This is a genomic window from Leptospira bouyouniensis (assembly GCF_004769525.1).
In the GTDB taxonomy this organism is placed as follows: domain Bacteria; phylum Spirochaetota; class Leptospiria; order Leptospirales; family Leptospiraceae; genus Leptospira_A; species Leptospira_A bouyouniensis.
Genome location: NZ_RQFT01000012.1, coordinates 649,100 through 661,639, shown reverse-complemented (window position 1 = coordinate 661,639; position 12,540 = coordinate 649,100). Strand labels below are relative to the sequence as shown.

16 protein-coding genes are annotated in these 12,540 nt (G+C 37.8%); 8 read left to right on the top strand and 8 right to left on the bottom strand.

What is annotated here, in order from left to right; all coding sequences use genetic code 11:
- Positions 1–6: 6 nt before the first annotated feature.
- Genes EHQ43_RS17285 through EHQ43_RS19765 form a run of 3 tightly spaced genes read right to left on the bottom strand, consistent with a single transcriptional unit; the run spans position 7 to position 2,159 of the window.
- Positions 7–564, bottom strand: a complete 558-nt coding sequence (locus EHQ43_RS17285; protein ID WP_135741783.1) for a Tll0287-like domain-containing protein — start codon at positions 562–564, stop codon at positions 7–9.
- 3 nt (positions 565–567) lie between these two features.
- Positions 568–1,749, bottom strand: coding sequence for a sensor histidine kinase (locus EHQ43_RS17280; protein ID WP_244242876.1), 1,182 nt, complete (start codon positions 1,747–1,749; stop codon positions 568–570).
- Positions 1,750–1,760: 11 nt separating this feature from the next.
- Positions 1,761–2,159: a hypothetical protein gene (locus EHQ43_RS19765; protein ID WP_244242875.1), complete on the bottom strand. Its 399-nt coding sequence runs from the start codon at positions 2,157–2,159 to the stop codon at positions 1,761–1,763.
- Positions 2,160–2,285: 126 nt separating this feature from the next.
- On the opposite strand from EHQ43_RS19765, the gene argC reads away from it, so the two are divergent.
- Together argC and EHQ43_RS17270 are read left to right on the top strand one after the other, a co-directional pair.
- On the top strand, positions 2,286–3,308 hold the full coding sequence (argC, locus tag EHQ43_RS17275; protein WP_135771826.1) for an N-acetyl-gamma-glutamyl-phosphate reductase: 1,023 nt from the start codon (positions 2,286–2,288) through the stop codon (positions 3,306–3,308).
- On the top strand, positions 3,295–3,888 hold the full coding sequence (locus EHQ43_RS17270; protein ID WP_135771825.1) for a phosphorylase: 594 nt from the start codon (positions 3,295–3,297) through the stop codon (positions 3,886–3,888). Before argC ends, EHQ43_RS17270 begins: the two co-directional genes overlap by 14 nt.
- Before the next feature lie 19 nt (positions 3,889–3,907).
- On the opposite strand, the gene EHQ43_RS17265 is transcribed toward EHQ43_RS17270, so the two are convergent.
- Complete coding sequence (locus EHQ43_RS17265; RefSeq protein ID WP_135741779.1) at positions 3,908–4,516, bottom strand: glutathione S-transferase family protein; 609 nt, start codon at positions 4,514–4,516, stop codon at positions 3,908–3,910.
- 36 nt (positions 4,517–4,552) lie between these two features.
- Positions 4,553–5,722, bottom strand: a complete 1,170-nt coding sequence (locus EHQ43_RS17260) for a deoxyguanosinetriphosphate triphosphohydrolase (protein ID WP_135741778.1) — start codon at positions 5,720–5,722, stop codon at positions 4,553–4,555.
- A 49-nt stretch (positions 5,723–5,771) separates the two neighbouring features.
- Between EHQ43_RS17260 and EHQ43_RS17255 the strand changes: the two genes are divergently transcribed.
- From EHQ43_RS17255 to EHQ43_RS17230, 6 genes are all read left to right on the top strand, one after another.
- On the top strand, positions 5,772–6,392 hold the full coding sequence (locus tag EHQ43_RS17255; protein ID WP_135754011.1) for a DedA family protein: 621 nt from the start codon (positions 5,772–5,774) through the stop codon (positions 6,390–6,392).
- Positions 6,389–6,868, top strand: coding sequence for an LIC11661 family lipoprotein (locus EHQ43_RS17250; protein ID WP_135771824.1), 480 nt, complete (start codon positions 6,389–6,391; stop codon positions 6,866–6,868). The genes EHQ43_RS17255 and EHQ43_RS17250 overlap by 4 nt, the downstream gene beginning before the upstream one ends.
- Before the next feature lie 167 nt (positions 6,869–7,035).
- Complete coding sequence (locus EHQ43_RS17245; protein ID WP_135771823.1) at positions 7,036–7,938, top strand: TRAP transporter TatT component family protein; 903 nt, start codon at positions 7,036–7,038, stop codon at positions 7,936–7,938.
- Between the two features lie 20 nt (positions 7,939–7,958).
- The gene (gene dctP, locus EHQ43_RS17240) at positions 7,959–8,966 is read left to right on the top strand and encodes a TRAP transporter substrate-binding protein DctP (RefSeq protein ID WP_135754008.1); all 1,008 of its coding nucleotides are present in this window, start codon (positions 7,959–7,961) and stop codon (positions 8,964–8,966) included.
- Between the two features lie 21 nt (positions 8,967–8,987).
- Positions 8,988–9,683 (top strand): TRAP transporter small permease, encoded by a 696-nt coding sequence (locus EHQ43_RS17235; protein WP_135741773.1) that lies wholly within the window; start codon positions 8,988–8,990, stop codon positions 9,681–9,683.
- Positions 9,683–10,984: a TRAP transporter large permease gene (locus EHQ43_RS17230; protein WP_135771822.1), complete on the top strand. Its 1,302-nt coding sequence runs from the start codon at positions 9,683–9,685 to the stop codon at positions 10,982–10,984. Before EHQ43_RS17235 ends, EHQ43_RS17230 begins: the two co-directional genes overlap by 1 nt.
- A 104-nt stretch (positions 10,985–11,088) precedes the next feature.
- Here EHQ43_RS17230 and EHQ43_RS17225 read toward each other — a convergent pair whose 3' ends face one another.
- From EHQ43_RS17225 to fliS, 3 genes are read right to left on the bottom strand one after another with little or no spacing between them, the layout of a single operon-like run.
- On the bottom strand, positions 11,089–11,673 hold the full coding sequence (locus EHQ43_RS17225) for a DnaJ domain-containing protein (RefSeq protein WP_135771821.1): 585 nt from the start codon (positions 11,671–11,673) through the stop codon (positions 11,089–11,091).
- The gene (locus EHQ43_RS17220) at positions 11,652–12,059 is read right to left on the bottom strand and encodes a flagellar protein FlgN (protein ID WP_208731110.1); all 408 of its coding nucleotides are present in this window, start codon (positions 12,057–12,059) and stop codon (positions 11,652–11,654) included. The genes EHQ43_RS17225 and EHQ43_RS17220 overlap by 22 nt, the downstream gene beginning before the upstream one ends.
- A 21-nt stretch (positions 12,060–12,080) precedes the next feature.
- Positions 12,081–12,527: a flagellar export chaperone FliS gene (gene fliS, locus EHQ43_RS17215; protein WP_135754004.1), complete on the bottom strand. Its 447-nt coding sequence runs from the start codon at positions 12,525–12,527 to the stop codon at positions 12,081–12,083.
- Positions 12,528–12,540: the final 13 nt, after the last annotated feature.

The following is a 12,540-nucleotide window of genomic DNA, read 5'->3' as shown; positions in this document are numbered from 1 at the left end:
TTTCTATTACTTTGAGAATGTGACGGAAAAAAGACCTCTCAACTCACCCAACTCATACCCAATCGCTTTGTCATTTGGGTATTGTTTTCTCAATATGGATTTTGTTTCTTCCGTCATTTCGTTTGCTTTTCCATGGCATTGTAAACATTGACCCATCATGATTATTGGGATATAGACAGTGACGTTTTTATCCGACGACAGAACTCGGTTAGGAAATACACCTTCCTTCGATTTCAAGTTTCGAATTTCTGCTAATATTTTTGCTTCATCATCTGTGACAAAATTGGTTTCATTCCGAGGTTTATCTGTGATCCTTTTTAAGATCAAATGGTGCTTTTTTCCCAATTGGTTGGTAAAACCAAGAGCATTATCCTTACAGAATGGAATGGCAACCTTTGTTCCTCCTTCTTTCATTGCAGCCATCAATTTTTGTTGTAAGTTTGTTTTTGCTTCAGTTGTAACAGAAATTGCTTCTGCTTCATAATTGATTAATTCTTTTTGGCAATCAAGTATTCCCATCACCACAAACACTAAAACTATTATTTTTACTTTTACTAAATTCATTACTTAAACCTCATTTTCTGGATTCTTTTCAATGATTGGAAGTGTGACAATGAATTCCGATTTTCCTGGTTCAGAACGAAAGGAAATCGAGCCACCTTGTTCGGTGACAATGGATTTACAAATGGATAAACCAAGACCAATGCCTTCTCCTTTCTCTTTTGTTGTAAAAAAAGGTTGGAATATATTTTTATGTAAGTCTTTTGGAATTCCCACTCCATTATCGATGACTCTGATTTCAATTGAGTTGGCATCATTCATTTTTACTATCACTTTGATTTCCCCCGTTTTCGACTGAGTAGCTTGTATAGAATTAAAAATCAAATGTGACCAAACCAACTTCATGGCAGATTCATTAACATACGTTTTAAGTTGATCATCAATCTCCGTGATTAGGATTCGATTCATTTCCCAATATTGGTTATAAAGGATTAGAATATCTCGTACCCCTTCACCAATTCGCACATATTCTTTTTCTTTAGAGTTAAATGGTTTTGAAAATTGTTGGAATGTGGAGATAACTTTTTCAGTACGGTCAATTGCATTGGCTATGAGTAAATTGGCATTCTCCATTGTTTTGTATTTTAGCCACAAAAAAATAAAATGCCATGCATCCTTATCATCAGATGAGATCTCTTCAAAACTTCGATAATCAATTCCAAGTTCAATACACCGATCTGCAAAATAAAAGAGATCTTTTCTCTCCAGGAATGGAAACAATTGTAATATCATATCCATCTCCTCTCTTTTTTCTTTTTTAGTTCGATGTTTCCATAAAATTCTTTTTTCCTTTTCATACCAAAGTGGTTCTACATTGGATAGATAATTTTTTTCTTCAGATAAAAGGTAAGAAACCATTGATTTTATCCCAGCCAGTGGGTTTTTAATTTCGTGTGCAACATTGGATGCAAGCGAACCTAGTGTTACAATCCTATCATTTTGAATCAAACTTGTTTCTCTTTGGTTCAGTTCTTCTGACAATTTCTGATGATTGTTTTCTAAGATATCTAACAAAAAAGAAACAAGTTTTACAATACAAACCGTCTTTGATACAAGAAGAATTACTTTCAAAATCTCTAATACAACAACGACTCGATTCGGACCTTGGGGAGTTAGTTGGTATCCAAATTCAATCTGAACACCTTCCATTTTTGCGATAAAAATTCCTCCTATGTAACCTATGATCACAACGATTCCCATTAAGGTAGAAAATGTTCTGTGTAAAAAAAAAGAAATGTAAAGTTGGAATAAAAAAACAGCGAGAAAAAAATTGAATTTTGAATCGGGAGGGATTTTAACCCTATTGGATGAGCAATAATTGTGAGGTAAAAAGCAAATAGTAAAACAAAGTAATCAACAACCAAAAAAAACATAATCGTTGGATTAGAATGTTTATTTGGATATTCTTTTTGGATGATTCGTTTTCCAAAAAATGAGGTACTAAGAAAGTAAACCGAAACCAACAGAGCAATGTAAAACGGTGGTTTTCCCAAATTTAGTAATGTGGCAATGACTGCAATCCAACCAATCACAAACCGAATCGAAATCAAAATCAAAAGTCCCTTCGATTTCATTTGGTTCGCAAATTGGGATAACAAAAAGGAAGAGGTCTCCATAACTCGAGTGCAATCATTAGATTGATTGCAATCAGAAAATCAAGCATTTCTCTTGCAGAGCCGTTTGACATCCCAATCCAATCCAAAATTCTTGACCTGGGTTCCTTTATGAAACAAAGCAAAATTGCAATCATCGGTGCAGGTGGTCTTACTGGGAAAGAACTGACAAGTTTACTGGCCCACCACCCTCATTTTCAACTCGTTCATATCACATCCAACCAAGTTGATGGGAAACACATCCGAGAGGTTTTCCCTGAGTTAAGCCATGTGCCCGATTTGGTATTCCAAAAACACGACTCTCCGGTTCCAGAGGATGCACACATTGTCCTTGCTACACCGAATGAAGTATCGTTAGAAAAAGCCCCCTATTATTTAAACGAAGGGAAAAAAGTCATCGATTTGTCCGGAACATTTCGTTTGCACGATAAAACTAAATTTGAAAAAGCTTACCAATTCAATCATTCAAAGTTTGATTTGATGGAAAAGGTTGAATTTGGATTACCTGAATTATTTCGCGAAAAAATAAAGAACGCAAACTTTGTCTCTAACCCAGGATGTTATGCTACATCTGCCATTTTACCCATCGCCATCCTCGGAAATCTAAGAAAAAATATACAAGGACCTGTCATAGTGGATGCAAAGTCTGGAGTGAGCGGGGCTGGCGGAAGGACAGAAGAAATCAAATTTGCTTATACACATGTTTATGAAAACTTTAGAGCCTATAAAATTCTAAGCCACCAACATGAACCTGAAATAGAAGAATATGCATTTGTTGGTTCCGATCCAAAAGAGATATACTTCACACCTCACCTACTTCCTGTTTACCGAGGAATTCTATCAACAATTTACATTACATTTGACAAACCTATCGATTCAAACCAAATCCAAGAAAAACTCCAATCTGTGGCCGATAAAGAACCTTTCCTTCGACTCTATAAATCACCAGAAGAAATTGAGTTAAAAAAAATTCAAAACACCAATTTCTTAGATCTTGGATTTAAAACGAAAGGGAATACACTCGTTCTTGTTTCTGCACTTGATAATTTAGTCAAAGGAGCCGCAGGCCAAGCATTACAAAATCTCAATTTGATGTTTGGATACCCGGAAACCTTAGGTCTTGTTAACCTTTAATTCAGAATTAACGCTCGTTACTTGTGCCTTTGATGGAGAAATCGATCTCCTCAGAGACAACTCAAATTTTCCAAACGTGAAAGCAATGGGAATTGGGAATTTGGAACAAGCGGTACAAGTTTTCGATTATCTAACTCAAAATCCAAACATTAAACAGATTGTGTTTTTAGGTTCTTGTGGAGTTTACCCATGGAGCCAGTTCCAAATAAAGGATATTGTTTCACCTGATGCCGTATATGCAAAAGAAATTGCAGCATCACTTGGATTTGCCAAACAACTTCCAATGGATCCACTTTTTTACTCATTACAAAATGACCCTAATTTTCCCAATGGAGTATGTAATGCACCAACTTGTATCACACTCCATGAACTGAATGACCCACCCGAATCAAGTTGGAAAGAATTTGCCATAGAAAACTTGGAATTATTTGGACTCGCAAAAGTGGCGAATCTTTTTAAGATTCCTATCACTGCCTATTTGGTTGTGACCAATCGTGTTGGTCCGAATGGTTCTTTCGAATGGCAATCAAATTGGCGCGAGTTTTCAAACCACTTACAAAATACCTTTCTAACACTTTAGAACAAAAGATTTTGAAAATTTAACCTTTTAACACAAATTTCACGGATGGTTCTTCCAAAACTCGATGGATCCAATCTTCTACTGCTTGCGGAACCTTAGTATCCATCATTGCAAAATGTTCGATAAACGGGGCATATAAAATCTCTAATAATCCAAACTGATTGGAAAATAGATATTGGTTCACATTTAAAATACCATCCAGTATTTCAAAATGCCTACCAATCCTTTTGGCAGAATCTTTCATTCGTTTGGGTTCCCATTTTTCTTCCGGTACAAATTTTTTAGAAAAATAAATTACACTTCCTGGAAAACAAAACTCAGATTCACATCGGTTCAACATTTGACCAAGGATTGCCCTTTGTTTTAAATCGGTTGGGAACAAAGGATTTGAAAACATATGTTTTTCTTCAAGATAACGTATGATGACAGAGGACTCTGCGAGTAAAAAATCACCATCTTTTAAAACAGGTACTTTACCATAGGGATTGATTGCCAAAAATGGTTTCTTTCGATTTTCCAGTTTATCAAGTGCAACATGAATGGTTTCATATTCTAAATTACGATACTTTAGATAAATATGAACTCGTTTGCTATACGTTGAATTAGGATGTGAATACAGTCCGTACATTTTTATTTAATCCTCAATTTTATTTGATGAAACTTTTTAATAAGGAAACCAAAGGATCCCTTCTCTTTTTAATTTTTCAATAGCATAACGATCTGTCATACCTGCAATATAATCACAAATGATCCGCATCTTTCCATCTTCCTCTTCTCGATTCCGATATGACTCTGGTATGGATTCTGGGTGTGATTCAAAATGTTTAAATAACAAATAAATCGTTTCTTTCCCTCGCTCACTCATCCGAGATACTTCAGAATGTCTGTATAAATTTTGAAATAAATATTGTTTTAATTGTAAAAATTCCTTCTGAAACTCTTCGGAAAATTGAACCAATTTGATTTTTTGATTGTACAAGTCAGAAATATTCTCCCTAGATTTCACAGAATACTTTGTTAACATTCCATATACAGATTCTATCAAATCGGATACCATCAAATTTAGCAAAACTCTACCTATCGATCTAGAAATCGAAAGCGATTCTTTCTTTTGATTTTTTTCAATTTGAGGCAAACTATCATAAATTCGTTTCCAAATCATAAGTCCTTTCACATCATCCAAATGCAGTAAACCACTCTCTAATCCATCTTCTAAATCATGGGCACTATATGTGATTTCATCAGAAGAGTCCACAATCATCGCCTCAAGAGAAGGACCTAAAGTCCTTCTCACCTCAAGTAAGTTTGATGATTCATACCCACCACCGTGTTTCATAATTCCTAGAAGAGTTTCTTCACATAAATTGAGTCCTGGAAAGTCAGGATACCTTCGTTCCAATTTTTGCACAACACGAAGTGATTGTTTATTATGCTCAAATCCACCAATATCTTTCATCAGTTCGGCAAGAGCTTCCTGCCCCGCATGCCCAAAAGGTGAATGGCCCAAATCATGAGCAAGGGCAATGGACTCACTTAAATCTTCATTGAGCCCGAGGACTTTAGATATCGTTTTTGAAATTCCTGCTACTTCTAACGTATGAGTCAAACGATTGCGAAAATGATCTCCTTCTGAATAAACAAACACTTGTGTTTTGTATTCCAATCGTTTGAATGCATGGGAGTGAATGATGCGATCTTTATCTCTTTGGAACGGTAACCGATAAGGATGTTCTGGTTCTTCATATGCACGACCACCAGAATTCCGGCTCCCTACAGCATAGGGTGCAAGGATTTTTTCCTCTTCTAATAGGAGTTCATTTCTCCCTTTCTTCATAAATCTCTTTCCTTTTTCGGCGAAACCATAAAATCAGTATAAATCCCTCATGGACTTTCTACAAACTTTAGTTTCCATTTTTATGCAATACGGTTATTTTGCCGTTTTTGGAATTCTAATCCTCTGTGGGTTTGGACTTCCGGTTCCAGAAGACATCTCACTCACGGCAGGTGGAGTGATTTCAGGCCTTGGTTATGCCAATGTACATATTATGTTTTTTGTGGGTATGGCGGGAGTTCTCATTGGAGATTCGTTTGTATTTTGGCTTGGGAGCCATTATGGAGAAAGAGCACTTACTTTACCTGTGTTACGCACGGTATTACACCCAGAACGTTTTGACAAAGTAAGAGAACAATTTAAAAAATACGGTCGTTGGGTCGTGTTTGTTGGTCGATTTATGCCAGGGCTTCGAATGCCAATTTTTTTTACAGCTGGCACTTCCAAACAAATTAGTTTTTTATTATTTTTACTCACTGATGGCTTTGCAGCCCTGATTTCCGTCCCTATTTGGGTGTATTTAGGTTATTATTTTGCTCATAATTTTGATGAGCTGATGGGTTGGGTGCGCAGTGGCCAAACCTTGATTTTGATCCTCGTGGTTCTTCTTGTGGGAATTTTACTCTTCTTTTGGTGGAGGAAAAAACAAAGAGAAGGAAAAGGGACCAAATGAACCGCAATTTGTTTTTTTGGGCACTGACCTCCGTGTTGCTTTGCCTTTTGGTTGGGAATTGCACAAATTATTCCACGACGGCTTCAGTCCAGGCACCTCCCACACTCATTTCGATCACAAATAATGGAAATTCCAACTTTACGATAAAAGTGAGGGCTCAAAACCCAGAATTCATCTTCCAAGGGTATCGTCTCTACCAAGCTGCCACGGAAAGTTTAGCCCAAAATCCAAACGATACAAATCTCGGAACCGATTGTTTGTTAGCGCAAGCAGCAATTGTCCAACCCATTGAGTATCTTTTTGAGGTAGACCCTTCAACAAACCCCAATACAGCCGGAGTTTCCTGCCGTATTTTTGCCACATTGACCCCAGGGTCGTATATTTCGATGCGGACGTTGGGACTTGCTGTTAATTTGGCAAATAGCACGAGTTCCTACCGCGTTTCCCTCCCTTCCAACACGCTTATTGTCCCATAAAATAAAACTTTCTTGCATTTAAGTCAAATGCGTGTATTTTTTTCCGGAATCATGGGATTTCTTTGCGCTTTTTTTAGAATTTCTCTAAAATTTTGCCCCAAATTGACCTCAAGATGCTACAAATAGAAAGGGAGAAATCCTAAAAATTTTTGGAGGATGATGAAAAAATGAACCAAACGAAACATTGGTCAAAAATCGCACTCGCAACACTAGTGCTCGTATCTGTTGTTGCTTGTGGAAAATCTAGACAAGTGAAAATCTCTGCTTCGGATGTAACTCGAGCAACTACTCCGGCAAAACTTCCAGCTGATATTGAAAAACTCTGGAAGAATCGTCATAACGAGCAAGACCTTCGCCAAGCGCTTGTTAGTTTAGAAAAATTTGCAGTCGAAAACCCGCAATACGCTGACGTAAAAGTGATGTTATGCCGTGGTAATTATTTAATGGGTGATGGACATTTGTGGCTTAAACTCACAGGTGATGCTGATGAAGATGCAAAAGTAAAAGAAGAATCCATTCAATTTTACGATGCAGCAGTTAACTGGTGTGAAGCAGCACTTGCCATGAATCCAAAATTCAGAGACAAAGTCGTAAAAGACGGACTTGAGGTTGAAAAGGCACTTGATGTCCTTGGACCTGAAGACATTGACGCATTGTATTGGAGATATGCATCTCTTGGTAAATGGTCTCGTTTAGTTGGATTCACAACTCTCCTTTCCAATCGTTCAAAATTTTCAGCGATGGTAAATCGTGTGAAAGAAATTGAAAAAGCAATGGGAAAAGAATATTTTTATGCAGCAACTTTAAGATATGATGCCGCAAGTAACGCACTCTCACCAACTGGTGATAAAAAGTTAGCTGACAAATTATTCGAAGAAGCAATTGCAAAACACCCTAATTATTTTGCAGTTCGTGTCCTTTATGCGGAAAGCCGCCTTAAAGGAAACGAAGACAAATTCAAAAAACAATTAGAATTTGTTCTCAAAGGTAAACCATCTTCGTTACCTGAAATTGAAGCTGATCAAATCGTTGAACAACGAAAAGCGAAAAAACTACTCGACGAACTATAAACCATCACTAGGAGAACTAAATGTTTTTAAAGCAGTTAAAATATTTAGTTTGTGTAAGTATGACCCTCACAATCAGTGGGGGTCTTTTTGCCCAAACAACAGTTAAACTCGCTACCGTTGCACCCGAAGGATCTCCTTGGGCTAACGAATTAGCAAAAATCAAAAAGAAAATTGAAGGTGAATCCCAAGGACAAATTAAATTCAAAATTTATCCTGGTGGACAAATGGGTGGGGAGAACGAAATCCTCCAACAGGTCATCCGTGGAAAACTACAAGGTGCTGGTCTGACAGCTGGAGCACTTGCAAACACGGTAAAAGAATTAAACGTTCTTGAGATCCCATATCTATTTAATTCCTACGCACAAGCTGATTGTGTTCTTGACGAACATCTATTAGAAGACTTTAGAAAACTTTTTGAATCCAAAGGACTTATCTTTGTCACTTGGGCAGAAAATGGTTACCGTTCAATCGGTACGAAATCAGCTCCCGTGAAAAAACCTGAGGACCTTAAAGGAATCAAAATCAGAGTCCAAGAATCTCCAGTTCACATTGCGTATTGGAAACAATTAGGTGTGAGTGGGATTCCAATTGCCATTCCAGAAGTACTTCCTTCCTTACAAACTGGTGTGGTTGAAGGGTTTGACAACACTCCACTTTTCACACTTGCAGCAGAATGGCAAACAGCGATCAAATATTTCACTTTGACTCGCCACATTTACCAACCAGCAGCGATCCTCTATTCTAAAAAGTATTGGGATACACTCAATGACGAACAAAAGAAAACCCTGATGGGAGAAGGAAACAAACTGGCTCCAGGTGCTAGACAAGCAGTTCGTTCGATTGAAAAGAACATGATTGCCACTCTTAAAAAAGCAGATGTGCAAGTGTATGAACCTACTGCTGCCGACTTGGCAGGATTCAAATCGGCTGCAAATATTGTGGCAGGACAAGTGATTGGAAAAATTGGTGGTCAATCGAAACAGATTTACGATAAAATCCAAAAAGCCAAAGCAGCTTGTGGTCCATAAAGTAAGGAAGGAAATAGATAAATGAAATTCGTCGAACGAATTCTAAATACTTTGAGTTTCGGCGAGAAATGGGCAGGAGGGATTTGTTTCCTTCTGCTCACTCTTCTCATGATTGCTGACGTCTCCAAACGAGAAGTCATCGATAAAGTTTTAGGTTGGACCTTAGAAGCAACAGAGGCTTATCCAAACACAGGAGTCGCAGGACTTGTTGGTGATTGGAGTGTTTATATTGCTGAGTCCATCCACGGTGGGACCTCTTCCTTTTTGGAATGGTTGGGTCTTGGTGGTATCATTTGGGCACAAAAATTGTCCCTATATTTTATGTTATGGGGTGGACTCTTCGGATCTGCACTTGCCAGCGCGAAAGGTTCTCACCTAAGGCCAGAAATTGCAGACAAAGTTTTACCAAAGGCCATTTTGCATTACGTAAAAATCATCGAACAATGGGTGATTTCCATTTTCTTTTTATTCTTAGCTTACTTATCTGTCATATATGTTTTAGAAAGTATCAGTTTGGATGAAGTGAATCCCGTGACTGAAATCCACTTATGGAAAGTCCAAATGATCTTCCCTTATATTTTTATATCAATGGGATTTAGGCATTTGTGTTATGGAATTTTTCCTTCCTTGATTCCTTCCGACATCAATGAAGCCACAGAGGCTTTGGAACTTGCGGAAAAAGAACTTTCCGAATCTAACTCAGGAGGGAAACACTAATGGGTTCTTGGGGAATACTCATACTCTTACTTGCGCTGATATTACTCAGACAACCACTCATTGTACTCATGGGTGCGATCACTGTTTATTGTTATTACTTTTTACCAGAACCACCACTTGAATCTTTTCATGAGCTCAATAGCATTGTTGGAGATTTATTCTTTGCTGGTGATAAAGAAATCCTTCTTGCGATTCCGCTATTTATCATCGCTGGAAACTTGATGACACATGGGAGTATTGCAAGACGGCTCATTCGTATTGCACAAGCAATGACAGCACCGATCCCTGCAGGACTTGCAATCGCAGGAGTTTTCTCATGTGGTATTTTTGCTGCCATCTCAGGATCCTCTCCTGTCACCCTCATTGCTATTGGTGGACTGATGTACCCATCTCTTACAAAAGCTGGATACCCGACTCAATTTTCAATGGGACTCCTAGCTTCTGGTGGAACCCTTGGGATCATCATCCCCCCTAGTATCCCTATGATTGTGTATGCAATTATGGTAGGTGTTTCCGTAACGGATCTCTTCATTGCAGGGATTGGACCTGGGATTTTACTCATGAGTTTACTGATGATCTATTCTGTGTTCCGTGCAGGAAATGTAGGTCGTGGGAAATGGGACTGGGCTGAAATTCGCATTGCTTGGAAAGAAGGTGTACTTGCCCTTCTTATGCCAGTTGTCATTCTCGGTGGGATTTACTCAGGATTTTTTACAGCAACCGAATCAGCTGCGATTGCCGTTTTTTATGCCATCCTTGTGGAAGTGTTCATCCACAAAGAATTAAGTTTTCCTAAAATTCCGAAAATCATGGCAGAAAGTGCAGAGATGCTTGGGATATTATTCCTCATCCTCATTCTTGCGGTGAGTTTGAATAAGTTCATGATCGAAAATGAAATCCCACAGAACCTAGTGGCGAAAATGTCAGAGCTTATATCAAGTCCTGTCACCTTTCTCATTGGTGTGAACATTCTACTCCTCGTCGTAGGTATGTTCATGGACATTATGAGCGCGATCCTCGTGCTAGCTCCACTACTCGCGCCAATGGCTGTCAATTATGGGATCAATCCAGTTCATTTTGGAATCATCATGATTGTGAACTTAGAAATCGGTTACCTCACACCTCCGGTTGGGGTAAACCTCTTTGTGGCTTCCGGGATCTTCAAACAACCGTTAGGGAAAGTGATCCAATCGGTGGCTCCGATTGTTGGTTTATTTCTTGTTGGCCTGATCCTCATCAGTTGGATTCCAGAAATTTCTATGGGACTCGTTGGAGGAGAAGCAGCAGCACCTAGCCCTTAATATCTTCACAATCAAGTACGATTTTTTGTTTCCTTTGTTTTCATTTTAAACCAAAGGAAACTGTGAAACGAACATTCAAAACAGCTGGAATCCTCCAGCTGTTTTTATTCCTTAGCCCACCAAACACGAAGTCGTTCCAATGAATTCTTTGCATCAAGAGCCCATATGCTTTTCGGGTGTTGTTTTACAATGTTTGCATATACGAGAAGTACTGGCTCAAGATCTTTTTGCAATTGGACTAACTCATGGTTCAGTGAACTAGAAAGTTCAATGGGATGGAGATTTCTATTTTCGTAATAACGTAGGATAGCTTCTGTTTCTTTTTCTTTTGCCAATTTGTATTCTTGGAATATAGGATCTTTGGATGGTTTGTTTTTCCCAGACTCAGTTTGACTGGTTGATTGATTATCCGTTTGTGATTTGTTTTCTGATTTGCTTTGTTTATCTGTGTGAAGTGGTCTAAGACTAGGATCTAATTCAGACTCTTCTGGGTGGATGAGAAGGTATTCTTTTAAAGATTCATAATGTTTGTTCAATTCGACAAACATCACATCACTTGTGTACTCACCAGTATCGGGATGGTATTTTTTCGCTAATTTGTGATAAGACTCTCTTAATTCAGACTCAGTAAATCCAGAATTTAATCCTAAAAATTGAAGAGAGTCATTTAACAGTAATTTTTTGTCCATGAAAGGCCAGAAGAAAATACCAAATGTGATTTAAGTCTACGTTTGATACTAAAATCCCAATACTCTTTTTTACTTTCATTCATTTCAAAAACAAGTAATTCTTGGACCTTTTGTTGTAATGTTCGAGCTTCGTCTAACTTTGAAAAAACAGATTCAGAGAGTGCAATTTCTTCTTCTGTATGTACATCCATTTCCTGGTGTTCTAATAATTGAATGTCCAATTCTTCGAGTTTCCGAACCAATGTTTCATTTTTAAACTCAATTTTAACTGCAGAATCAGCATCACGGTAAGATAATAATTCTTCTTCTCGTTTCAGATTGTTTACTAAGGATTCAAGTAATTGGATTTTTTTTTGCAGTAATTGTTTGAAAGATACTTGTTTCATGGTTTTAATAAAATTCGTAATTTAACCAGTGATGGAAATGCCAGTGGTCCTTTGGTTCGAACTTTGTGAAGGAGCTTGTGGTTCTTTCTTTTCTAAGTCTTCCCAGGAGTTTTTTAATTCCCCTAAGATTTTAATGCATTCATCGATAATCGCTTTGTCCTTACGCATATTGGCTTCCAAAAGCCTTTTTTTGAGGTAAATGTACAAAGACAAAAGGTTATTTGCTACCTCTTTCCCTTCTTCCATATTGAGAGACAAAAGTAGTTCCGTAATGATGTCTTGGGTTTTGATGATATTATTGTTAACAACATCATACTTTCTAGGAGTCATATTGTCTTTTGCAACACCTAAGAAACGAATCGCCCCATCAAATAACATCACAATCAATTTGATTTGGCTAACGGTAGATATCTCATTGGCTTTGTATTCATTGTAAGCAGAGGCACCGGTTTTTCTCGCAAGCGACATTTTTTTCTCCTGT